The organism is Streptomyces sp. NPDC002701 (assembly GCF_042889045.1).
Classification (GTDB): Bacteria; Actinomycetota; Actinomycetes; order Streptomycetales; family Streptomycetaceae; genus Streptomyces.
Window position 1 is genome coordinate 98,737 of sequence record NZ_JBIAQL010000008.1, and the last position, 21,957, is coordinate 120,693.

Genomic DNA, 21,957 nt, shown 5'->3' on the forward strand with positions numbered 1-21,957 from the left:
TCCGTCGCGCGGCAACCTCCGCCGCCCCGGTGGCGACCGGAGGACGCAACGTCTTCTCCCCACCCGAAGGAACCGGGACATGACCTCACGTCCGCACCACCGTGCACGTCACCGACGTAGGGCCGGCCGGAGGCGTGCCGCGGTCGGTGGCGCGTCCGCGCTGGCCCTGACGGGAGCCGCGATCCTCACCAGCACGATGATGTCGACGGCCGGCGCCGCCACCACCTGGCCGACCGCCAACGGCAGCGAGCCCGTCTCGGCCACGATCGCCGTCTCGGGCACCCGGGACGGGGGCCTGAAGCGCTACTACGGCAGTGGGGAGCTGGCCGGTGACGGCCAGGAGGAGGGCCAGGACCCGCTCTTCCGGCTCGCCGACGGAGCGACGCTGAAGAACGTCGTCATCGGCAGACCCGGCGCCGACGGCATCCACTGTCTGGGCACCTGTACCTTGCAGAACGTCTGGTGGGAGGACGTCGGTGAGGACGCGGCGACCTTCCGGGGCGGCAACTCCGCCGTCTACACCGTGACCGGCGGCGGGGCGAAGAAGGCCGCGGACAAGGTCTTCCAGCACAACGGCGGCGGCAGGCTCGTCGTCTCGAAGTTCGCGGCCGAGGACTTCAAGACCCTGTACCGCTCCTGCGGCAACTGCTCGACGCAGTACAAGCGCACCTCGGTCTTCGACACCGTCGAGGTGACGGCGCCCGGCTCACGGCTGGTCGGCATCAACACCAACTACGGGGACACCGCGACCCTGCGGAACATCACGCTCATCGGCGACAGCGGCAAGAAGATCGTGCCGTGCCAGAAGTACATCGGCAACGACACCGGAGCGGAACCGACGACGAACGGTTCGGGTCCGGACGGAACCTCCTGCGACTACACGGCATCTGACATCACGTACCGGTGACAGCCGACCCCCCGGCTGCACAGGATCTGCTGGTCCGAGCCCCCCTCGGCCAGTCAGAGGAACGCCCCTCGCCGGTGACGACCGGCGGGGGGCGTTCGCGTCCGGGACCGCTCGGCCGGACGCCGACGGGGCAGGACCACCGGCCGCGGTGGTCAGGCCGGTGCGCCGGCCCCGACGGCGGAGTCGAGCCAGGCGAAGACCTCGTCCTGCTGGGCCACCGTGAACACGTGTCCCAGTTCGGGCCAGACCTTGGTGTGCAGCCGCTCCTCGGCGTGCCGCGCGCGCCAGACGGCACGCAGCTTCTCGTACGCGACCCGGACCCCCTCCGCGGGGAACAGGGTGTCCTGGGCGCCGTGGAAGAAGAGCATCGGCCTGGGTGCGGCGATGCTCGCGACGTCCGGGAAGTCGAGGTGCCGGGCGAGCCCGGGATGGAGCATGTGGAAGGCCGACTGGCCGCGCAGGATGTTGTTGCCGGGCACCATGACCTCCTTCAGCCCGGTCATCCAGCACACGCTCGCCGCCGCCGCGACGTCGTCGCTGAGGGCGGCCGTCTGCCAGGCGCGGAAGGCGCCCATGGAGAAGCCGAGGGCCGCGACCCGGCGCCGGTCCACCCGGTCGAGGCCGGCCAGGAAGCGGGCGGCACGCACGTCCTCGCGTGCCATCAGCCCGGCGAGCGACGAACCGAGGTTGAGGAGGTTGCTCGCCAGGGCCTGCTGCTGCTCGTACGTGATCGGACCGCGGTCGCCCCAGCCGAGCGCGTCCAGGGCGAGGACCACGTATCCGCGCCGGGCCAGCTCGTCACCGACGAACCGTCCGCCGAAGCAGCGGTCCGCCCATGCCTGCGCGGAGGCCAGCCGGGCGTCGTCGGTCCAGGGCCGGACCAGTTTCTCCTTCCCGATGTCGAACCTGGAGCCGTGGTCGTGGAGGAGGAGGACGGCGGGGAACGGTCCGGTGCCGTGCGGGGTGAGCAGGGCACCGCGGACCCGCTCGTACCGCGTGAGGGAGAGCGTCACCGTCTCCCGCGTGTATCCGCCGGCCCCGGTCCGGCCCCCTCCGTCGTACGAGGGGTCGTACGGGGTGCTGTCCCGCTCGACGAACAGGTGCTGCTCGACCTTCGAGCGGGCCGTCCGCCGCCAGGTCCGGAAGTCCCGGACCGGTGAGCTGCCCCAGGCGAGCGGGAAGCGCAGCTCCTCCTTGAGGAGCGGGTGAAAGCCGGGCAGACCGCCCTCCACGACACCGGCGGCCGCGGCCGCGTGCGCTGCCGGTGCCCCGGCTCCCGCCGCGCCGAGGATCGCGGCCCCCGCGCCCGCGACGAACGCCCGCCGCGCCAGTGGCGCCTGTTCAGAATCGCCGCTCATACGGCCTCCAGTCGCCCAGATACGTCCCGCGGTGGTGCGAGGCGGCTTCGGCCCGGGTGAGCTGGGGCCGGTTGGCGGGGACGACGATCTCGGCACCCGGCCCGCTGTTGCGGTACTCGGCGAACCGCTGGCTCTGCCAGGGGTGGCCCGAGGACATGGTGCCGTACGGCTCGACCGCGTCGATGCCGGCACCGAGGCGGGTCCCGCGCACGGTCAGCATGGGCCGCGCGGTGGGGTCGGAGCTCGGCACCCAGGGCCGGGCCAGCTTGTAGTGGCCGTCCGGCGCCTCACTCGTCACCCGGCTGCCCGTCACCAGGTATCCGTGCGGGTTGGCGACCGCGGTCGAGGGGGCGAAGACGAAACCGTACGGGGCGCCGGTGAGGTCCGTCCGCCGCAGGGTGCGGAAGTGGCAGTGCTCGAACACGGCGGTCGCCCGCCCGAACACGAAGTCCACGTCCCCCTCCGCGTAGCAGTGCGCGAAGTACTGCCGGGCGAAGACGCCGAGCGCCATGGAGTCGGCGTACAGCGTGTCCTGGTGACCGAGGAAACGGCAGTGGAGGAACGCCGACCGGTCGCCCTGCACCTTGATGGCGACGGCCTGCGTCCCGGTGATCCCGGGATGGTCGGCACGCAGCCAGTCGTTGGCGAAGGTGATGCCCCGGGCGGTGAACCCGTCGGCCTGCACGGTCGTGGTGGCCGAGCCGCTGGTGCCGTGGGTGCCGCCGCCGGGCTTGGGGGTGCCGCCGGCGTTGTCGTACACGATCACCACGTCACGGGCGTCGCCGGAGGCGCCGAGCCAGGTCATGTCCGTACGGTCGGCGCCGACGGCGACCGTCTCCCGGTACGTTCCCGGGGCGATGACCAGCGTGTGGCCACCTCCGTCGGTTCCCCGCGCGGCGTCCACGGCGGCCTGGACCGTGCTGTGGTCGCCGAGGCCGCCGGGATGGACGTACAGGGTCCGCCCGTCGAGCCGGGCCGCGGGGGAGCCGTACCGCCCGAAGGGGGGACGTCCGCGGGCGTGGGCGGGTGCGCCGGTCCCGAGCGCGAGCGCGGCCCCGGCGCTCGCGAGCACGAAGGACCGCCGCCCCGGGCCTGCCGCTGTCGGCGGGGCCATGGTCAGCGGACCTTTCCGGCGCCCGCGCGGCCGCCGACGATGCCCGGCACGGCACGCGGCGGGTCGACCTTCGTGCGCAGGGTGGGCGTCCAGCCGGCACCCGACTGCAGGGTCTCCGCGGGGATCTCCGCGTTGTGGACGGCGATGAGGTCGGTCTTCCTGCCGTTGACGTAGTTGTTGACGGCGGTGAGCGGTGCCTCGCTCCACTTCTTCAGGGTCTTGGCCGCGCTGATCCCGGGCGGCAGCGAGAACGCGTTGTCGGAGGCGTACAGCTGCGAGGAGGCGCCGATGCCGAAGGTGTAGCCGTACGGCTGGTCCCCGGTCACCACGTAGTGGTTGTTGTACGCGTCGACCTGCCCGAAGCGCACCCGGGGCGCCCGCTCGCCGACGTCCTCGAACCGGTTGTGGTGGAGGGTGACCTTGAGCTTGCCCGCGTCGGTCGCGCCGGCGCCGTCGCTGTTGCCGATCAGCATGGTCTTGGCGTGGTCCTCGACCGCGTTCCAGGACACCGTCACGTAATTGGCGCCGCGGACGATGTCGAGCAGGCCGTCGTGCTGCTGGTAGGTCTCGCCGAAGTACGTCGGCAGGGTGCTGTCCGGGTAGCGGCCGTCGGTCAGGGTGTTGTGGTCCACCCACACATGGGTGGAGCCGTACACCACGACCGCGTCGTACTCGGAGTTCCAGGCACCGGTGTCGGTGTCGGTCGGGTCCCACTGCGGGAAGCAGTCCAGCGGGGCCTCGATGGTGAGGTTGCGCAGGATGACGTTGTCGACGCCCTTGATCTGCAGACTGCCGCCCCTGATCCCGGCGCCCTTGCCGACGCCTACGACGGTGGTGTTGGCGGGGACCTCCACCTTGATGGCCCGGTCCTGGTTGGCGGCGGAGGCGGCACGCAGTCCTTCGGGGCTGTCGGCGGGCTCCCCGGACAGGTCCGTGTCCAGGCCCCAGTTCTCCGGCGAGTACTTCTCCAGGTAGGCGTCGAAGTCGTACCCCGGCGCCTCGAAGGACGCGCACCCCTCGGCGACCGGATCGATGACCCCCTTGACCTTGACGATCTTCGGCGCGTCCCCGCCGGCCGCCAGCGCGGCCTTGAACCCGGCCCAGGTGGTGACGGTGTGGACCTGCGCGGCGGTGGCGGCTGCCCCGCCCGTGGTCCCGCTCCCCTCGGACCCCCACCCGTCCCCGGCGGGCAGGGTCTCCCGCCCGAGATCACGGGAGTGGGCGTGCGCGCCGGCCTGGCTGAGGGCCCCGGTGAGCCCGAGCACGAGAGCGGTACATCCGACAAGGGAAACTCTGGCATGAGCATGCCATGTGCGACTACGAGTACGCATGGAGCACATTTCCTTCCAGTCTTCTCAGAAGAGTCCAGCCTTCTCGGGGACACGGAGAACTGCGCCCCCGTCAGGGCACGGGGAACTGCGGCCCCGTCAGGGGCGCGGGGAACTGCGCGACCAGCCCCCACCGAGCGGCACGCACCCTGCTTCCTCCGCCAGGCGAAGGGCGACCCGCGACCCGGTCCCCACGCCCCGAGGGGCGCGGGGACCGGCCGGGTCACAAGCGGAGCGTCACCCCTTCTGCTCGTTCCACTCCGCCTGCGCCTCGTTGAGCTGGTCGGCCAGCGTGCCCAGGAAGTCCTTCGCGCTCAGCGACCCGTTCAGGACCTTCTGGAAGGCCGGCTCGTTGTCCGTCTTGGAGATGGTGTTCCAGTCGGGCAGGTAGTACGGCAGCTGGACGATCGTGGTCGACCCGTCGGTCAGCGCCTCGGCGGCGAGCTTGGTCGGCTCGGCCTCCGAGACCCACGCGTCCTTCGCGGCGTCGTTGTTCGACGGCACCTGGCCCGCGGACTCGTTGAACTTGGAGTTCTGCGCCTTACCGGTGGCGAACTCGATGAACTTCCAGGCGGCGTCCTTGTTCTTGGAGGTCTTGAAGATGCCCAGCCCGTCGACGGGGTTGGAGACCTGGACCCGCTTGCCGCCCGGCCCGACCGGCTGCGGAATGCCGCGGAACTTCTCGGCGCCGATCGCCTTCACGTGGTCCTGGTAGGAGCCCAGGTTGTGGTTGAGCATGCCGATGGTGCCGGAGTCCCACTGGGCGACCATCTTGGTGAAGTCGTTGTTGAGGTCGGCCGCCGGGGTGACCTTCTTGAAGAGGCCCACGTACTTCTCCAGGGCCGCCACGTTCTTCGGGTCGTCGACCGTGGTCTTCTCGTTGGCCGAGTCCCAGAAGGACGTGATGCCGGACTGCCCGTACATCGCGTCGAGTGCCTGGGCGATGGAGCCGGCGCCGCCGCGGATGGTGTAGCCGAAGGCGTTCTTGTCCTTGTCGGTGAGTTTGTCGGCGGCCTCGTAGAACTTGTCCCAGGTGGTCGGCGCGTCCAGGCCGGCCGACTTGAACAGGTCGGTGCGGTAGTAGAGGACGCCGTTGTTGGCGGAGGTCGGCACCGAGTACAGCGTGCTGTCCTCGGCACCGCCGCCGCCCGCGGCCTTCAGCGACTTGACCATGTCCTCGTTGAGCTTGCCGTTCAGGGAGGACGCGGAGAGGCGGTCGTCCAGCGGCTCCAGCGCGTTCTGCGCGGCGAAGCCCGCGAGCATCGCCGCGCCGACACCGCCGACGTCCGGCAGACCCTTGGCCTGGATGGAGGTGTCGACCTTCGACTGGTACTCGGTGGCCGCGATCGGGACGTACTTGACGTCGATGTCCGGGTTCGCCTTCTCGAAGTCGGCGATGATCTCCTTCCAGATGTCGGTGCGGACACCGCCGTTGTTGTCCCAGAAGGTGATCTCGCCCTTGCCGCTGCCCTCGGCGCCCTTGTCGCCCGACGAACCGCTGCCGTCGTCACCGCAGGCGGTGGCGGTCAGCGCCAGCACGGCGCCCACGGCGACGGCGGTGACGGAGCGGCGCGCTCCTCTGCTACTGCTCCTGCGAATGCTGCTCTTCATGATCGGCTCTCTTCTCCTGGATCCGACGAGGGTGCGGCCACCAGGGCGGTGACGGTGACCAGGACCCGGCCGGGACCTGGCCCCGGTCCCGGTCCCGGTCTCGGCAAGCGCTTGCTCCGGAAGTGCGTCATTGCGGCTCCCAACAGGCTCGCTACGGTGATGACGTCGTGCGGTCAGACGGGTGGCGCGGTGATGCGGAAGTGCGTGAACGTGGCCGACCCGGCGTGTCCCGCGCCGGCCGGCGCGACCCCGAAGAGGCCGAGCAGGGCGCCGACCCAGCGCCAGGGGGTGGCGGCGAAGACCTGTCCCGAGGACTCCCAGCCGCCGCCGAGGTCGTAGGAGAAGCGGCAGCGCGCCCCCGCGCCCGCCTCGGCCCGGAGCCGGACCCGTCCCCCGGGGGCCATCCGCGGATGGGCGGCGTCCCGTTCCCGCTCGGCCACCGACTCGGCGAACCGGTGCACCAGGTGGACCGTCCCGTCGGCCCCCCGTTCGAGCCCGATCCAGCTGAACGCGTCGCCCAGTACGGCGAGTCCGGCCCGCGCGCCGCTCTCCTCGGCGTCGAGCCGCAGCTCGACCTCGACGGTGCACGGGGTCCCGGGCAGCCGCTGGGTGAGCACGCTCGGCAGCCTGCGCAGATCGTGCGCGTCCGCCGACCGCAGGCAGGTCAGCCGCAGCCCGTCACCGGAGTGCCGGACCGCCCAGCCCGCCCCGGGGTCCTCCCGGTCGGGCGGAGCCGGCAGTGCGGGAGGGTTGGCGGTCCACTGCCACTGCAGTCCGAACCGCCCGCCGGGGAAGTCGTCGTCGGTGGCGGGCGCGGAGAGCGGCTGCCGCGGCAGGTCCGGCTTGCGGTGGACGGAGACGGGGGTGCCCTCGTCGCCGATGACCGGCCAGCCGTCCCTGCCCCAGCGCATCGGCTGGAGGTGGACCACCCTCCCGTACGCGCCCTTCTGCTGGAAGTGCGCGAACCAGTGCTCGCCGGACGGGGTGCTCACCCAGCCGCCCTGGTGGGGGCCGTTGACGTCGGTGCCGCCCTGCTCCAGGACGACCCTCTCCTCGTACGGCCCGAAGAATCCGCGGGAGCGGAAGGCGCCCTGCCAGCCGGTCTCGACGCCGCCCGCGGGGGCGAAGATCCAGAACCAGCCGTCGTGCCGGTACAGCTTCGGCCCCTCCAGCGTGAACCAGCCGGGGATGCGGTCGCCGTCCACGATCAGCTTGCCGTCGTCGAGCAGACCGGTGGCGTCGGGCCGCATCCGGTGGCCGGTGAGGCGGTTCTTGATGCCGGAGCGGGACTTCGCCCAGCCGTGCACGAGGTACGCCTCGCCGCTCTCCTCGTCCCACAGGGGGCAGGCGTCGATGAGCCCCTTGCCGGCCTTGACGAGGTGCGGGCGGCTCCAGGGGCCGCGTACACCGGGGGCGTTGACCTGGAAGACGCCGTGGTCGGGGTCGCCCCAGAAGATCCAGAACCGGTCGTCGTGGTGCCGTAGCGAAGGTGCCCAGACTCCACAGTCGTGCCGCGGCAGGGCGAACGCGTCGGCGGGTTCCAGGCGTTGCAGGGCGTGGCCGACGAGGGTCCAGTTGACCAGGTCGCGGGAGTGCAGCAGCGGCAGGCCCGGCGCCCGGCCGAAGCTGGACGCGGTCAGGTAGTAGTCGTCGCCGACGCGCAGCAGGTCGGGGTCGGACCAGTCGGCGTCCAGGACCGGGTTGCGGTAGGTGCCGTCGCCGAGGTCGGCGGTGAACAGGGGGGTGTCCTGGCCGCTCACGGGCTCACCGCCTTGCGGACGAGGGTCGCCGCCCCGTCCCGGTCGAGGCGTCCGTCGGCGACCACGGTGACGACCCGGCGTACGAAGGTCTCGCCGGCCGAAACCGGGAGCCGTTCCTCGTGGGCGAGGGACGAGCCGACCCCGGGGTACTCACTGGTGCGCACGAACCACGGGTCGCGGCGGGTCCGGTCCGTGGCGCCGGCGAACACCAGCGTCCAGCCGGCGCCCGCCAGGGCCAGCCAGGCCGCTCTCGTCCCGTGCGCGGCCTCCTCGCCCTCGGCGTCCGCCGTGAACACGACGGGCGGCTCGGCCTCCTTGCGGGCCCGCCAGAAGAAGCCGCCGTAGGCCGCGCCGGGCCGGCCGTTGGTCGCCGGGCTGCCGATCGACAGGGGCGCGGAGGTCGTGTTGGTGAGCGAGAAGGTGAAGTCCAGCGCCCAGGCGGTGTCGGTCAGTTCGGTCGCCGCGACCGTACGCCGTTCGCGCAGCAGCTCGGCGCCCGCGGCGACCCAGCGCAGCTCCTCCACGAAACCGTCGGGGTCGCGCAGCTGGAAGGCGGAGTGCCGCTGGGCGCCGTGGTTGTCCAGCTCGGTCGGACCCCGGTCGCGTACGTACGTGCGCCCGCCCCAGAAGTTGTGCCCCTCGACGTCGGGAACGGCGACACCGACGCCGAGGTGATGGAGGTGGTCGGCGGGGCTGAGTTCGGTGACAGCCGTGCCGGCCAGGGTGGTGACGGGGTGCAGGTAGGGACGCGGGGACAGCGCGGGGGCCAGCTCGGGCCGGGTGACGTAGCGGCCGACCGGGCGGCCCGCGACGCGCAGGACCAGCGATTCGGTGCTCATCAGGAGCTCACCTCTTTCGGGAGCGCCCAGGAGGCACCCAGCTCGGAGTAGAGGGCGAGGGTGTCGGCCGCGGCCGCGACGAGTCCGTCGACGCCGGGCACGATCCGCCGGTGCTCGCCGGTGTCGAGGTACCAGGCGTGGTCGGGCATCACGAGCGGGTCCGGTGCCCGCCGGATCGCCTCGACGATCTTCATGAAGGCGCCCGTCGTGTCCGGGGCGACCAGCAGTGCGGCCCGGCCCCCGAGGTGCTCGACCAGGTTCTCCAGCAGGTCGGTCCTGCCGTACGTGGCCTCCTGCGGGCCGTGTCCCGGGCGCTGGACGAGGACGCGGTCCTGCTTGTACCAGAAGGTGATCCGGCCGCCGGTGCCGTGCACCAGGACGTACGGCTCGTCGGGGTGTTCGGCGCACAGGGTCGCGGCGACGGTGATGCGGCGGCCGCCGGTGGTGGTGACGCGCACGCAGGACGTGTCGTCGGACTCGATGGCGTTGGCGCGCAGCAGTTCGGTCTCGATGCCGGTGACGTCCTCGGCGCGGGTGGCGCCGTCGAGTGCGAGGGCGGTGGCCACGGCGTGGGCGAGGGGGTTCGTCAGGACGCCGTCGACGACGTCGGCCCCGTCCAGCCGGCGCCGCCCGGCCCAGGGCGCCCGGCGGTAGTACGACTCGGCGCGGCCCCAGGCCCCGGCGCCGCCGATGCCGTCCACGCGGCCGATCGCGCCCTGCGCGATCAGCTCACGGATCGCGGGAACGGCGTGCGAGCCCAGCGACTGGAAGCCGATCTGGCAGACCACTCCGGCCGCCGCGACCCCGTCGGCCATGCGCCGGAACTCGGCGTACGACGGAGCCGGGGGCTTTTCCAGCAGGAGGTGTACGCCCCGTGCGGCGGCCGTCAGGGCCAGGTCGGTGTGGGTGGGGATCGGCGTGCAGATCGCGGCGATCACGGCGCCGGTGGAGTCCAGCAGCGCGCCGAAGTCGGCGGACTGCTCGGGCGGTCCACCCGGTGCGCCCGGCACCCCGAAGCCGTCCAGCTCCTCTGCGGTGAGCGGGGTGAGCTCGCAGATGCCCGCGAGGCGTACCAGGCCCTTGTCCTGGAGGCGGCGGATGTTCCCGAGGTGCCAGCGGCCGTGGCCGCGGGCGCCCGCGAGGACGACGGGAAGGGGGCCCCCGAGGTCGCTCATCCCTTCACCGCCCCGGCGCTGAAGCCCGTGATCAGCCACTTCTGGATGAAGGCGAAGACGATCACGACGGGCACGGCGGCGATGATGCCGCCGGCGGCGAGCGCGCCCAGGTCGACGCTGTCGGCGCTCATCAGGCTGTTGAGGCCGACGGGGATGGTCTGTTTCTCCTGGTTGCTGAGGAACATCAGGGCGAACAGGAAGTGGTTCCAGGAGTGCACGAAGGCGAAGGAGCCGACCGCGATCAGCCCGGGCCGCAGCAGCGGCAGGACGACCACCCGGAAGCCGGTGAAGCGGTTGCAGCCGTCTACCCAGGCGGCCTCCTCCAGGGAGTACGGCACGTTGCGGATGAAGCCGCTGATGAGGATCATCGACAGCGGCAGCTGGAAGACGGTCTCGGCGATGATGACACTGCCCAGCGAGTTGATCATCTGGAGCTCGGCGAAGATCTGGAACAGCGGCACCAGGAGCAGCGCGCCGGGCACGAACTGCGAGCAGAGCAGCGCCAGCATGAAGACGCGCTTGACCCTGAAGTCGAAGCGGGCGAGGGCGTAGCCGCCGGCCAGCGCGACGATCGTGGTCATGAAGAGCGTGGCGAGCCCGACGTACACGCTGTTCTCGAAGTACGTGCCGAAGCTGCGGTCGTTCCACACCTTGTCGAAGTGCTCGAAGGTCATGGGCCACGGCACGAGCGAGGTCGAGCCGGTCGGCCGGAGGGCGAACAGCAGGATCCAGTAGAAGGGGACGAGCGTGAAGACGAGGTAGACGCCGAGCGGGAGGTAGATCTGCCAGCGCGGGGCCTCGTCCCAGGCGCGCCTGCCCTTCCCCGGGCGCTGCGGCGGCTCGTCGGCCGCCGGTGCCGGCGTGGCGGGGGCGATGGTGCCGATGTCCTTGGTGATCACTTGTCCCCACCCACTCCGAACTTGCTCAGGCGCAGATAGACCATCGAGCAGAAGAGCAGAATCACGAACGCGACGGTGGTCAGGGCCGAGGCGTAGCCGAAGTTGTGCGCGTCCACACTGGTGTTGGCGATGTAGAGCGGGAGGGTCGTCGTCTCCCCCGCGGGTCCGCCGCCGGTGAGGGTGTAGAGCAGGTCGACGTTGTTGAACTCCCACACCGCGCGCAGCAGCGTGGAGAGGATGATCGCGTCCTTGAGGTGCGGCAGGGTGATGTGCACGAACTGCCGGAAGCGGCTGGCGCCGTCGACCTCGGCGGCCTCGTACAGGTCCTTCGACACGGACTGGAGGTCGGCGAGGATGAGGATCGCGAAGAAGGGGACGCCGCGCCACAGGTCCGCGACCACCACCGCCGGGAAGACCGTCGAGGTGTCGGACAGCCAGCTGGTGCCGTACTCCCCGATGCCCATGTCGGCGAGGTAACGGGTGATGCCCGTCTGGGAGTTGTAGAGCAGCACCCAGATCGCCGAGGTGAGTACGCCGGAGACGGCCCAGGGCGAGAAGACCAGGGCGCGGCCGAGCGAGCGGCCCACGAAGGTCTGGTTGACGATCAGGGCGAGCGCCAGGCCGAACATCAGCTGCAGTCCGACCTCGACGACGACCCACTTGCCGCTGAACACCAGGGTGTCCCAGAACTGCGGGTCCTCGGTGAAGGCGTGCGTGAAGTTGTCGAGGCCCGCGAAGCCGTTCCGCCACGGCTTGGTGGGGTTGTAGTCCTGCAGGCTGTAGTAGAAGACGCTGAGCACCGGGTAGGCGATGAAGCCCAGCATCAGCAGTCCGGCCGGGGCGATCAGCAGATACGGGAGCCTGCGGGGCGTCGCCGAGCCACGGCGCCGCCTCGGTGGCGCGGGCTGCTTCGCCACGGCTGCGGCTTGTGCCATGACTGTTCTCCGTTCTCGGGTGTGCGGGTCGAGCCGGTGGTACGGGTCGAGCCGGCAGTTCGAGTTGCGCGGGTACGGCGCGCGATCTTGATGGCAAGCGCTTTCACGTACGGTGTGCGGAGTCCGGACCGCGAGATCCGAGGCGGCGTCGTGCGGTCGGGTCAGCCCGCGTAGGGGTCCGGCACCTTGCCCGGCCTGGCCAGGAAGGCGAAGTCGCAGCCGGTGTCGGCCTGCGTGATCTGTTCGTTGTAGAGCGCCCCGTAGCCCCGCTCGTACCGCTCGGGCGGCGCGGTCCACTGCGCCCGGCGCCGCTCCAGCTCGGCGTCGTCGACGTTGAGTCGCAGGGCGCGTGCCTCGACGTCGAGGGTGATGGTGTCGCCGGTGCGGACCAGGGCGAGCGGCCCGCCGACGTACGACTCGGGTGCCACGTGCAGCACGCAGGTGCCGTAACTCGTCCCGCTCATCCGGGCGTCGGAGATCCGCACCATGTCCCGTACTCCCTGCTTCAGCAGGTGGTCGGGGATCGGCAGCATCCCGTACTCGGGCATGCCCGGGCCGCCCTTGGGTCCGGCGTTGCGCAGCACCAGCACGGTGTCCGCGGTGATGCCCAGTGCGGGGTCGTCGATGGTGCGCTGCATGGTCCGGTAGTCGTCGAAGACGACCGCGGGACCGGTGTGCTTCAGCAGGTGCGGTTCGGCGGCGATGTGCTTGATGACCGCGCCGTCGGGGCAGAGGTTGCCGCGCAGGACGGCGACGCCCCCCTCGGCGGCGACGGGGTTCTCCCGGGTGCGGATCACGTCGTCGTCGTGCACCTGCGCGGAGGCGAGCTGTTCGCGCAGGCTGTCGTGCGAGACGGTCGGCCGGTCCAGGTGCAGCAGGTCGCCGATCCGGGACAGGAACCCGGGCAGTCCGCCGGCGAAGTGGAAGTCCTCCATGAGGTACTTCCGGCCGCCGGGCCGTACGTTCGCCAGGACCGGCACCGTGCGGGCGATGCGGTCGAAGTCGTCGAGGGTGAGCCGGGCCCCGGCACGTCCTGCCATGGCGATGAGGTGGATCACGGCGTTGGTGGAGCCGCCGAGTCCGAGGACGGTCGTCACCGCGTCCTCGAACGCCTCCTGGGTGAGGATGTCGGACAGCCTGCGGTCCTTGCGTACCAGTTCGACGATCCGGAGCCCGGCGGCCGCGGCCATCCGGTCGTGCCCCGAGTCCACGGCGGGGATGCTGGAGGCGCCGGGCACGGTGACCCCGAGCGCCTCGGCGGCCGCGGTGAGCGTGGACGCCGTTCCCATGGTCATGCAGTGGCCGGGGGACCGCGCGAGCCCGCTCTCCAGTTCGGTCATCTCGCAGTCGCCGATGAGTCCGGCGCGCCTGTCGTCCCAGTACTTCCACATGTCGGTGCCCGAGCCGAGGACCTCGTTGCGCCAGTGGCCGGGCAGCATGGGCCCGGCCGGCACGAACACGGCCGGCAGGTCGACGGACGCGGCGCCCATGAGCAGCGCGGGCGTGGACTTGTCGCAGCCGCCCATCAGGACGGCCCCGTCCACCGGGTACGACCTCAGCAGTTCCTCGGTCTCCATCGCCAGCATGTTGCGGTAGAGCATCGGGGTGGGCTTCTGGAAGGTCTCGCTCAGCGTCGACACCGGGAACTCCAGCGGGAAGCCGCCGGCCTGCCACACGCCCCGCTTGACCGCCTGGGCGCGGTCCCGCAGGTGGACGTGGCAGGGGTTGATGTCCGACCAGGTGTTGAGGATCGCGATGACCGGCTTGCCGAGGTGCTCCTCGGGGAGGTAGCCGAGCTGACGGGTGCGGGCGCGGTGGCTGAAGGAGCGCAGCCCCGACGAGACGCCGCTGCCGTACCACTGGTGGCTGCGCAACTGCCGTGCGGCGTCCGGCTCCTGGGCCCCGCCCGGTGCCGATGGGCCGGTGCCGGTCATATGGACCACCCCGCGACGATGGCGGCGACCTCGGCGCGTTCGGACTCGGGGAGCTGCCTGCTCGGCGGACGGACGTCGCGGCGGCACAGGCCGAGCGAGGCCAGCGCCTCCTTGACGACCGTCACGTTGTTGGCGGAGCCGTTGGCCGCGCGCAGTTCCTCGAAGCGGCGGATCTGCTCCCACACCTTCATGGCGCCCGCGTAGTCGCCGGACCGGAGGGCCTCGATCATGTTCAGCGAGACGGCCGGGGCCACGTTCACCAGGCCGGACGTGAAGCCCGTCGCGCCCGCCGAGAAGTACGAGGGGGCGTACGGTTCCGCGAGTCCGGCCACCCACACGAAGCGTTCGAGCCCGGCGTCCCGGGCGAACGCGGCGAAGCGGGAGGCGTCCGGCACGGCGTACTTCACGCCGATGACGTTCGGGCAGGCGTCGGCCAGGTCGGCGAGCCGGGCGCCGGCCAGCACCGCGTTGCGGATGTAGGGGACGACGCCCAGTTCGGGGACGGCCTCCGCGACGGCCCGGTGATAGTCGACCCAGCCGTCCTCCGAGACGTACGGGTGCACGGGCTGGTGGACCATCACCATCTGCGCCCCGAGCTCGCGGGCGTGGCGGGCGGAGGCGACGGCGGTCGGCAGGTCGTGTCCGACCCCGACCAGGACCGTGGCCCGGTCGCGCGCCTCGTCGACGGTCAGCTCCGTGACGAGCCGCCGCTCCTCGGGGCTGAGGGCGTAGAACTCGCCGGTGTTGCCGTTCGGGGTGACGATGCGGACACCGCCGTCGAGTGTCCGGCGCAGCAGGACGCGGTGCACGTCCTGGTCGATGGAGCCGTCCGCCGCGAAGGGGGTCACGGGGATGGCCACCACGTCGGCGAGGGCCGTCCGCTGCGCCTCGAACGCGGGCGTGGTCGTGGTCATTCCTGCTCACCCTCTCCCTGGGCCCCGGGGAAGGCCCGTTGCACGAACGAGGCGATGTGCGAGTGCAGGGCGCGGGCCGCGCCGTCCGCGTCCCCGTCGAGGGCGAGCCGCAGGATCTCCCGGTGCTCGGTCGCCTCGCGCTCCCAGGACGGGTTGGCGGCCCAGGCGACCGCGGAGACCAGGGCGGCCTGGTCGCGGACCTCGTCGAGCATCCGGCCGAGCAGCGGGTTGCCGCAGCGGAGGTACAGGGAGCGGTGGAACTCGCGGTTGGCGAGGGACCGTTGGGCGGTGTCGGTGGCGGCGTCGGCGCGTTCGAGCGCCTCGCGCGCCGTGTCGAGGGAGGAGCCGCGCCGCACCGAGCGCCGCAGCGCCTCCGGTTCGAGGAGCAGCCGCACGTCGTACACCTCGCGCGCCATGTCCGCGTCCACCATGCGCACCGTGACGCCCTTGTACTGGTTCATCACGACGAGCCCGGTGCCGGCCAGGGTCTTGAGCGCCTCGCGCACCGGGGTCTTGGACACCCCGAACTGTGCGGCGAGTTCGGTCTCGACCAGGGCCTGTCCTGGGGTCAGCTGCCCGGTGAGGATGCGGTGTTTGATCCCTTCCAGCACGAACTGCGTGCGGGAGGGGATCGGCGTGGGCACAGAGGTCATGCTCGCCTCTCGGTGGTACGCGGCCCGCAGGGATCGAGGGCTCGCGTATCTGATCTCGCGTATCGCGTCTCATATATGACGTACGAAGTACGACGCGACGAAGCTAGGAGTGCCTCTGTGTTTCGTCAATGCTTCCGACGAAAGAAGTTGCCGTCGCCGTCCGGCGGCCCGCGGCCCGGACGTTGCTGACGTCACCTTCGCGCTCCGAGGACAGACCTGTTCGCCTTCGCGATGCGGTCCCGTCACCGGGGCACGGAGAACGGCCCGCCGGAGCCCGGCGGGCCGTCAGCGGGCCGTCAGCAGGCCGTTGGCCCCGAGTCCCTCAGCGAGGCCCGGCGCTCCCCCATCGCGGGTCCCGTCCGCTCAGCCCGATCACCCGGTCCAGCAGGGGCGCGTCCTGCGGCACCGGCACCACCGGGCCGAAGATGCTGCCGCGTGCCGGGTCGTCGACGGACGAGGCCAGCATCTCGTACGCCGCCCGCAGGGCCGCCTCGTCGGCGGTGTACTCCTGTCCCGTCGCCCGGGCCAGATCCCAGCCGTGCACGACCAGTTCGTCGGCGGCGACGACGCCGGCCACCTCGCCCGGCAGGTCCACACCGCCCGCCCGGGTCTCCCCCGTCCACGCGGCCGGATCACGCCACGCCTCGGCCAGCTCGACGAGCGTCCTGGGCAGCGCGGCACGCCAGCCGGGGGTCAGGTCCGGCAGCCGGGACGTGGGGGCGCTGTCCGTCGAGGCCCCGAGCTCCTTGCGGCCGGCGTCCCGGAACGCCTCCGCGAGACCGACCAGGTGCCCGATCAGATGGCGTACCGCGTACTGCGGACACGGGGTCGCGGCCTCCAGCTGGTCCTCGCGCACCCCGTCCGCGACACGTGCCACGATCAGGGCCTGCGGCCCCAGGTCGAGGGTGGTGGGGGTGGTCCCGCCGTCACTCATGCTCGGTTCCTCTCGTCACGGGATCGTCGGGGGGTAGACCGTCGGCCGTACGGAAACTCATCGTTCCCGCGGCCAGGACCGTGCTCAGGAAGCTGGTCAGACGTCCGCGCCGCCGGGATGCTCGGGGCAGCCGGGATGCCCGGTGTCGGGAACCCGAGGGGGAGCCAGGCCATGAAGGCGATCGTCCAGGATGCCTACGGATCAGCGGACCTTCTGCGACTGCGGGACATCGACCGGCCCGTACCGCGCGACGACGAGGTACTGGTCGAGATCCGCGCGGCCGGTCTGGGCCCCGAGGTGTGGCACCTCATGACGGGCCGGCCCCTGGTGGCGCGCGCCGTCCTCGGGATCCGCAGGCCGAGGAACCCCGTGCGGGGCTGGGACGGCGCCGGACGCGTGGCGGCCGTCGGCGCGAAGGTGACCGGCTTCGAGCCGGGCGACGAGGTCTTCGGGAACTGCGAGGGCTCGTTCGCCGAATACGCGTGCGCCAAGGCCGCGAAGGTCGCCCTCAAACCCGTCGACCTGACCTTCGAACAGGCCGCCGCGCTCCCGGTGTCCGGCATGACCGCCCTCCAGGCCCTGAGCGGCCCGGCCCGTCCGCGGCCGGGTCAACGGGTCCTCGTCATCGGCGCCTCCGGCGGTGTCGGCTGCTACGCCGTGCAGCTCGCCGCCGTGTACGGCGCCGAGGTGACCGGCGTCTGCGGCCCGGGCGGCGCGGACTTCGTAGGCTCCCTGGGCGCCACGCACGTCCTCGACTACACCCGCGAGGACATCACCGACGGCCCGCGCCGGTACGACGTCATCGTCGACAACGCGGGCCAGCGGCCCCTGCCCGTCCTGCGCCGCGCCCTGACCCCGCGCGGCACCCTGGTGATCGTCGGCGGCGAGGGCGGCACGGCCTTCCTCGGAGGTCTGAGCCGCGGTCTCCGGGCGGTCCTGCTGTCACCGCTGGTCGGCCAGAACCTCCGCAACCTCGTCTCCGTCGCCCGCCGCGAGGACCTCCTGACCCTGAAGGAGCTCGTCGAGAAGGGCAGCCTCACCGTGCCTGTGGACCGCACCTACCCTCTCGCCGAGACCGCGCAGGCCGTCCGCCACCTGGAGAAGGGCCACCCCCGGGGCAAGCTCGTGATCACCGTGCCCTAGAAAACTTCGCGATCGCAACGTCAAGCCGTTGCTCGGTGGGGTCGGGGCCGCGCCCCAGCCCCTCCCGGCCTCAGCCCAGCCGCGCCAGCGCCCGGGCCACGAGGGCGAGGTCCTCCTCGGACGCCAGGCCCGCGTGGTAGAGCCGTACTTCGGTGGCGCCGAGTCCCGTCGCGCGCGTCACGTCCTCGAAGAGGGTCTCGGGGCTGCCGCCCATCCCGCGCACCACGGTGAAGTTGGCCGCCAGAACGTTCCCCGCGACGGCGTGCTCGGCGAAGGGCGTCAGCAGCCCGGCCCCTCCGGTGCACGGCACGACCACGCCGTCGGCGACCGTCAGGACATGCCGCGGGTCGACCCCTGCGTTCGCGCCCACGTGGTAGGAGTCGGGGTCCGCGTGCAGCAGGATCCGGAAGCCCTCCGGGGCCGCCGCGCGGACCGCGCCGACGACCTCCGTCTGGAGCGAGCGGGCGACGGAGTCACGCCACGCGCGGGTGGCCGTCGCGAGCTCGGCGCCCAGCAGCTTCTCCACCACCTCCCAGCCCCCGGCGGGGGTCTCGCCGCGCCACACGGGCTCCAGCGCGCGCCGCACCGAGGCCGCCGACGCGTCGGCGTCGAGCCCCAGGTCCGTGCACCCGTCGCGGCACGCGGGACAGAAGCACAGCGACATCAGGTACGTCCCGGCGTCCCCGAGCGCCACGCCCGCGGTCTTGTCGTGGGCGTGCAGGTGCGGGAACCCGTACCAGCCGAGGGACTCCAGTTCCGTACCGGCCGCCCCCGGCCGCAGTGCCGCCTCGACGGCCAGGTCGGTCAGGTACGCGCGCGTCTCGGGCTGCGCGACGCAGGGCGCCCACGGATAGCGGTCCCCGTAGGCGTTGACCACGGAGGTGTCCGGGAACTCCTCGCCCAGCCGGGAGTTGTGCGCGAGGACCACCCAGGTGTGCACGTCGAGTCCGGCCCCCGCGAGCGCGTCGGCGGCCTCCCCGTACGCGTCACCCGGCGCCCAGTCCCCGGCGGCGTACGGCCGCAGCCTGCGCCCCTGCCAGCGCCCGCTGTCCGCCGGGTAGAGCACGGCCGCGTGCGAGGCGGTGACGACGCGGTGCCGGGGGTGGCGGGGGGTCAGCGCACGTGTCGAGTGGTACGCGGACGCGAGCGTCACCTGCCGCACCCCGAGCCCGGCGACGCGCGCGGCCGCCTCGGGATCGCCGTTGACGTCCCACGGATAGACGAACGCCGACGCCCTCACTTGTCCTCCTCGATCAGCGCGTGGCCGCGCTCGATCAGCCGGGCGAGCTGCTTGACGTGTTCCTCGGCCGGCTCGTGCAGCGGTGGCCGCACCTCGCCCACGTCGAGCCCGCGCAGCCGCACGCCCGCCTTGACCAGCGAGACGGCGTACCCGCGGCCCTGGGCGCGCAGTTCGACGAGCGGCCGGTAGAAGCCGTCGAGCAGCCGGTTCACGACCGCGTCGTCGCCGGAGCGCAGGGCCCGGTGGAAGGCGAGCGCGATCTCGGGCGCGAAGCAGAAGACGGCGGACGAGTAGAGCGTGACGCCGATGCCGCGGTAGGCGAGGCCGGTGAGTTCGGCGGTCGGCAGCCCGTTGAAGTACAGGAAGTCGCCCGGCGCCTCGGACCGTACGGCGCTGACGATGCGCTGCATGAGGTCGAGGTCGCCGGTGCCGTCCTTGAAGCCGATGACCCCCTCGGTGCGGGCCAGCTCCACCACGGTCTGCGGGGTGAACACGGCGTTGTCCCGCTGGTACACGACGATGTCGAGCGAGGTGGCGGCGGCCAGTTCCGTGTAGTGCCGCAGCAGTCCCCGCTGCCCGGCGACCACGAGGTACGGCGGCATGGCGAGCAGGCCGTCCGCGCCGGCCTCCTCGGCGAGCCGCGCGTAGCGCACGGCGAGCGCGGTCCCGTAGCCCGCCCCGGCGACGACGGGTACGCGGCCCGCGGTCTCCTCGACGGCCGCCCGTACGCAGTCCTGGAACTCCTCGGGCGTGAGCGCGTGGAACTCCCCGGTGCCGCAGCAGGCGAAGACGGCGGCGGCACCGGCCTCGACGCCCCGCCGGACGTGCTCGCGGTACACGTCCACATCGACGGCGCCGTCATGGTCGTACGCCGTGACGGGGAAGAACAGCGGCCCGCTCGGGACACCGAGCCGAGCGACGAGGGGGGCTGACGACACGGGCTCTCCCTAGAGCATGTACGTACACGCCATCCGTGCACGTTTCTGATGCGCGTCTATATCTCTGAACGCGCCCACGCTAAAGCGCGCTCTCGGGGGTGGTCAAGCGGGCAAACCCGCATTCCCGGAGCAATAAAAAACCGGAAACAAGGCATCGGGGCAGCGAATTCCGGCACCGCGCGCGACACTTGACGCGAGCGGCGGACGATCCTTAGCGTTTCCACGGATGTGAATGCCGTACATGATGACGCACGCGCATACGGTTGCTGACCCTAGGAGACCCGAGGATGCCCGCTCCCCGCACCGTTCTGCTCACCGGCGCCGCAGGCGGTCTGGGCACCCTGATGCGCGGGCTGCTGCCCGCCTACGGCTACGAGCTGCGCCTCCTCGACATGCGGCCCATCGAGGGCGAACCGGACGCGATCACCGCGGACCTCGCCGACAAGGATGCCCTGCGCGAGGCCGTCCGGGGCGTGGACGCGATCATCCACCTCGCGGGCATCTCCCTGGAGTCCACCTTCGAGAAGATCCTGAAGGCGAACATCGAGGGCACGTACCACCTGTACGAGGCCGCCCGCGAGGAGGGCGTCGGACGTGTCGTCTTCGCCTCCTCCAACCACGCGGTCGGCTTCACCCCGCGTCCCCGGGGCGAGGTGCCCCACACACCGGACGCGCTCATCCCCATCGACACCCCGCGCCGCCCCGACACCTTCTACGGCCTCTCGAAGTCGTTCGGCGAGGACCTGGCGCAGTTCTACTGGGACAAACACGGCCTGGAGACCGTCTCCGTCCGCATCGGCTCCTGCTTCCTGGAGCCGACCAGCGTGCGCATGCTGTCGGTCTGGATGAGCCCCGGCGACGGCGCCCGCCTCTTCCACGCGGCCCTGACCGCCGAACACGTCGGGCACAGCGTCGTCTACGGCTCCTCCGCCAACACCCGCCTGTGGTGGGACCTCTCGACCGCCCGCGCACTCGGCTACGAGCCGCAGGACGACTCCGAGCAGTACGCGGACAAGCTGATCGCCGAGCAGGGCGAGCTGGACCCGGACAATCCGGACCACGCCTGCCTGGGCGGCCCGTTCGTGACCCACCCGCCGGTCTGGCCCCACTGACGCTCCCGGCCGGCCCCGCCGGCCCCCGCCGACACTTCCGGCCACCTCACACGGACCACCCCTGCGGGCGGACGGGCACCGAACGGGCCCGTCCGCCCCGCCGTTCGGGCATGCGCACTGCCCGAATTACGCTCCGCCGCAGGTCCGACGCGGGCACCGGTCGCGTCGAACGGGCACATACGGGCGCCATCGGACCCGCAACAGACCTGGTCAGTGGCGCGTACCCGCTGTAGAACTTCCCCCATGGGTCCGACCGGGCCCGAACGGGCAGTACGCAAGGGAGCGGAAGCGGGTGTCGGGCATGAGCGCGGAAGAAAGACAGCGGGAGATCGTGAAGACCGCCCGGCGCACCGGTGCCGTCGACGTGAACGCGCTGGCGGCCGAGCTGGGCGTCGCCAGGGAGACCGTGCGCCGTGACCTGCGCGCACTGGAGGACCACGGCCTCGTCCGCCGCACGCACGGCGGCGCCTATCCCGTGGAGAGCGCCGGCTTCGAGACGACGCTCGCCTTCCGCGCCACCAGCCACGTACCCGAGAAGCGCCGGATCGCGGCCGCCGCGGCCGAGCTGCTCGGCGACGCGGAGACGGTCTTCGTCGACGAGGGCTTCACCCCCCAGCTCATCGCCGAGTCACTGCCCCGGGACCGGCCGCTGACCGTGGTCACCGCGTCCCTGGCCACCGCGGGCGCGCTCGCCGAGGCCGACAACAAGACGGTGCTGCTGCTGGGCGGCCGGGTCAGGCCCGGCACCCTGGCGACCGTCGACCACTGGACGACGAAGATGCTCGCGGGCTTCGTCATCGACCTGGCGTTCATCGGCGCCAACGGCATCTCCCGCGAACACGGCCTCACCACCCCCGACCCCGCCGTCAGCGAGGTCAAGTCCCAGGCGATCCGGGCCGCCCGGCGCACGGTGTTCGCGGGCGTGCACACCAAGTTCGGCGCCGTCAGCTTCTGCCGGTTCGCGGAGATCAGCGCCTTGGAGGCCATCGTCACCAGCACCTTCCTTCCCGCCTCCGAGGCCCACCGCTACTCGATGCAGGGGCCCCAGGTCATCCGAGTCTGACGAGCAGCCCACCGGGCCCCCGCCAGAGGTCGGCAAGAGTCCGACATCCCCACCGACACACCACAGAAGCACCGCACTCCCCCACGCCATCCCTTATGTA

The 21,957-nt window shown here is 71.9% G+C and carries 19 protein-coding genes; 4 read left to right on the top strand and 15 right to left on the bottom strand.

Annotated elements, in window-relative coordinates; genetic code table 11:
- Nucleotides 1-79 precede the first annotated feature (79 nt).
- Nucleotides 80-907 (top strand): pectate lyase, encoded by an 828-nt coding sequence (locus tag ACFYXC_RS22555; protein WP_389553807.1) that lies wholly within the window; start codon nt 80-82, stop codon nt 905-907.
- A gap of 152 nt (nt 908-1,059) precedes the next feature.
- On the opposite strand, the gene ACFYXC_RS22560 is transcribed toward ACFYXC_RS22555, so the two are convergent.
- From ACFYXC_RS22560 to ACFYXC_RS22620, 13 genes are all read right to left on the bottom strand, one after another.
- Nucleotides 1,060-2,265, bottom strand: coding sequence for a dienelactone hydrolase family protein (locus ACFYXC_RS22560; protein ID WP_389553808.1), 1,206 nt, complete (start codon nt 2,263-2,265; stop codon nt 1,060-1,062).
- On the bottom strand, nt 2,249-3,379 hold the full coding sequence (locus tag ACFYXC_RS22565) for a pectinesterase family protein (protein ID WP_389553809.1): 1,131 nt from the start codon (nt 3,377-3,379) through the stop codon (nt 2,249-2,251). Before ACFYXC_RS22565 ends, ACFYXC_RS22560 begins: the two co-directional genes overlap by 17 nt.
- Before the next feature lie 2 nt (nt 3,380-3,381).
- Nucleotides 3,382-4,710 carry a polysaccharide lyase family 1 protein gene (locus ACFYXC_RS22570; protein WP_389553810.1) on the bottom strand — a complete coding sequence of 443 codons (1,329 nt, stop codon included), beginning with the start codon at nt 4,708-4,710 and terminating at the stop codon, nt 3,382-3,384.
- Between the two features lie 234 nt (nt 4,711-4,944).
- Nucleotides 4,945-6,318, bottom strand: coding sequence for an ABC transporter substrate-binding protein (locus tag ACFYXC_RS22575; RefSeq protein WP_389553811.1), 1,374 nt, complete (start codon nt 6,316-6,318; stop codon nt 4,945-4,947).
- A gap of 173 nt (nt 6,319-6,491) precedes the next feature.
- Nucleotides 6,492-8,078, bottom strand: coding sequence for a family 43 glycosylhydrolase (locus tag ACFYXC_RS22580; protein WP_389553812.1), 1,587 nt, complete (start codon nt 8,076-8,078; stop codon nt 6,492-6,494).
- A complete protein-coding gene (locus ACFYXC_RS22585) occupies nt 8,075-8,917 on the bottom strand; it encodes a PmoA family protein (protein ID WP_389553813.1) in 843 nt (280 codons plus the stop codon). Before ACFYXC_RS22585 ends, ACFYXC_RS22580 begins: the two co-directional genes overlap by 4 nt.
- Complete coding sequence (locus tag ACFYXC_RS22590) at nt 8,917-10,092, bottom strand: Gfo/Idh/MocA family protein (RefSeq protein ID WP_389553814.1); 1,176 nt, start codon at nt 10,090-10,092, stop codon at nt 8,917-8,919. Before ACFYXC_RS22590 ends, ACFYXC_RS22585 begins: the two co-directional genes overlap by 1 nt.
- Complete coding sequence (locus tag ACFYXC_RS22595; RefSeq protein ID WP_389553815.1) at nt 10,089-10,991, bottom strand: carbohydrate ABC transporter permease; 903 nt, start codon at nt 10,989-10,991, stop codon at nt 10,089-10,091. Before ACFYXC_RS22595 ends, ACFYXC_RS22590 begins: the two co-directional genes overlap by 4 nt.
- Nucleotides 10,988-11,926, bottom strand: coding sequence for a carbohydrate ABC transporter permease (locus tag ACFYXC_RS22600; RefSeq protein WP_388915286.1), 939 nt, complete (start codon nt 11,924-11,926; stop codon nt 10,988-10,990). The genes ACFYXC_RS22595 and ACFYXC_RS22600 overlap by 4 nt, the downstream gene beginning before the upstream one ends.
- Before the next feature lie 161 nt (nt 11,927-12,087).
- Nucleotides 12,088-13,860 (bottom strand): L-arabinonate dehydratase, encoded by a 1,773-nt coding sequence (gene araD / locus ACFYXC_RS22605; RefSeq protein WP_389553816.1) that lies wholly within the window; start codon nt 13,858-13,860, stop codon nt 12,088-12,090.
- Nucleotides 13,857-14,774: a dihydrodipicolinate synthase family protein gene (locus ACFYXC_RS22610; RefSeq protein ID WP_389553817.1), complete on the bottom strand. Its 918-nt coding sequence runs from the start codon at nt 14,772-14,774 to the stop codon at nt 13,857-13,859. The genes araD and ACFYXC_RS22610 overlap by 4 nt, the downstream gene beginning before the upstream one ends.
- Nucleotides 14,771-15,427, bottom strand: a complete 657-nt coding sequence (locus tag ACFYXC_RS22615; RefSeq protein WP_389553818.1) for a GntR family transcriptional regulator — start codon at nt 15,425-15,427, stop codon at nt 14,771-14,773. Before ACFYXC_RS22615 ends, ACFYXC_RS22610 begins: the two co-directional genes overlap by 4 nt.
- Before the next feature lie 322 nt (nt 15,428-15,749).
- Nucleotides 15,750-16,361 carry a TIGR03086 family metal-binding protein gene (locus ACFYXC_RS22620; protein WP_389553819.1) on the bottom strand — a complete coding sequence of 204 codons (612 nt, stop codon included), beginning with the start codon at nt 16,359-16,361 and terminating at the stop codon, nt 15,750-15,752.
- A 171-nt stretch (nt 16,362-16,532) separates the two neighbouring features.
- On the opposite strand from ACFYXC_RS22620, the gene ACFYXC_RS22625 reads away from it, so the two are divergent.
- Entirely contained in the window at nt 16,533-17,504 is a 972-nt protein-coding gene (locus tag ACFYXC_RS22625; RefSeq protein WP_389553820.1) for an NAD(P)-dependent alcohol dehydrogenase, read from the top strand.
- 70 nt (nt 17,505-17,574) lie between these two features.
- Here the strand turns inward: ACFYXC_RS22625 and ACFYXC_RS22630 are convergent, their stop codons facing one another.
- Nucleotides 17,575-18,744, bottom strand: a complete 1,170-nt coding sequence (locus tag ACFYXC_RS22630; RefSeq protein WP_389553821.1) for a hypothetical protein — start codon at nt 18,742-18,744, stop codon at nt 17,575-17,577.
- On the bottom strand, nt 18,741-19,682 hold the full coding sequence (locus ACFYXC_RS22635; RefSeq protein ID WP_389553822.1) for a 5-dehydro-4-deoxyglucarate dehydratase: 942 nt from the start codon (nt 19,680-19,682) through the stop codon (nt 18,741-18,743). Before ACFYXC_RS22635 ends, ACFYXC_RS22630 begins: the two co-directional genes overlap by 4 nt.
- Before the next feature lie 287 nt (nt 19,683-19,969).
- Here ACFYXC_RS22635 and ACFYXC_RS22640 point away from each other — a divergent pair, with 287 nt between their 5' ends.
- The gene (locus ACFYXC_RS22640; RefSeq protein WP_389553823.1) at nt 19,970-20,794 is read left to right on the top strand and encodes an NAD-dependent epimerase/dehydratase family protein; all 825 of its coding nucleotides are present in this window, start codon (nt 19,970-19,972) and stop codon (nt 20,792-20,794) included.
- A 292-nt stretch (nt 20,795-21,086) separates the two neighbouring features.
- Entirely contained in the window at nt 21,087-21,857 is a 771-nt protein-coding gene (locus ACFYXC_RS22645; RefSeq protein ID WP_388915260.1) for a DeoR/GlpR family DNA-binding transcription regulator, read from the top strand.
- Nucleotides 21,858-21,957: the final 100 nt, after the last annotated feature.

What these genes read in the sequence shown, in the direction of transcription:
- ACFYXC_RS22555 (WP_389553807.1), top strand. Translation starts at nt 80, where the DNA reads ATGACCTCACGTCCGCACCACCGTGCACGTCACCGACGTAGGGCCGGC.
- ACFYXC_RS22560 (WP_389553808.1), bottom strand. Translation starts at nt 2,265, where the DNA reads ATGAGCGGCGATTCTGAACAGGCGCCACTGGCGCGGCGGGCGTTCGTC.
- ACFYXC_RS22565 (WP_389553809.1), bottom strand. Translation starts at nt 3,379, where the DNA reads ATGGCCCCGCCGACAGCGGCAGGCCCGGGGCGGCGGTCCTTCGTGCTC.
- ACFYXC_RS22570 (WP_389553810.1), bottom strand. Translation starts at nt 4,710, where the DNA reads ATGCGTACTCGTAGTCGCACATGGCATGCTCATGCCAGAGTTTCCCTT.
- ACFYXC_RS22575 (WP_389553811.1), bottom strand. Translation starts at nt 6,318, where the DNA reads ATGAAGAGCAGCATTCGCAGGAGCAGTAGCAGAGGAGCGCGCCGCTCC.
- ACFYXC_RS22585 (WP_389553813.1), bottom strand. Translation starts at nt 8,917, where the DNA reads ATGAGCACCGAATCGCTGGTCCTGCGCGTCGCGGGCCGCCCGGTCGGC.
- ACFYXC_RS22590 (WP_389553814.1), bottom strand. Translation starts at nt 10,092, where the DNA reads ATGAGCGACCTCGGGGGCCCCCTTCCCGTCGTCCTCGCGGGCGCCCGC.
- ACFYXC_RS22600 (WP_388915286.1), bottom strand. Translation starts at nt 11,926, where the DNA reads ATGGCACAAGCCGCAGCCGTGGCGAAGCAGCCCGCGCCACCGAGGCGG.
- araD (WP_389553816.1), bottom strand. Translation starts at nt 13,860, where the DNA reads ATGACCGGCACCGGCCCATCGGCACCGGGCGGGGCCCAGGAGCCGGAC.
- ACFYXC_RS22610 (WP_389553817.1), bottom strand. Translation starts at nt 14,774, where the DNA reads ATGACCACGACCACGCCCGCGTTCGAGGCGCAGCGGACGGCCCTCGCC.
- ACFYXC_RS22615 (WP_389553818.1), bottom strand. Translation starts at nt 15,427, where the DNA reads ATGACCTCTGTGCCCACGCCGATCCCCTCCCGCACGCAGTTCGTGCTG.
- ACFYXC_RS22620 (WP_389553819.1), bottom strand. Translation starts at nt 16,361, where the DNA reads ATGAGTGACGGCGGGACCACCCCCACCACCCTCGACCTGGGGCCGCAG.
- ACFYXC_RS22625 (WP_389553820.1), top strand. Translation starts at nt 16,533, where the DNA reads ATGAAGGCGATCGTCCAGGATGCCTACGGATCAGCGGACCTTCTGCGA.
- ACFYXC_RS22640 (WP_389553823.1), top strand. Translation starts at nt 19,970, where the DNA reads ATGCCCGCTCCCCGCACCGTTCTGCTCACCGGCGCCGCAGGCGGTCTG.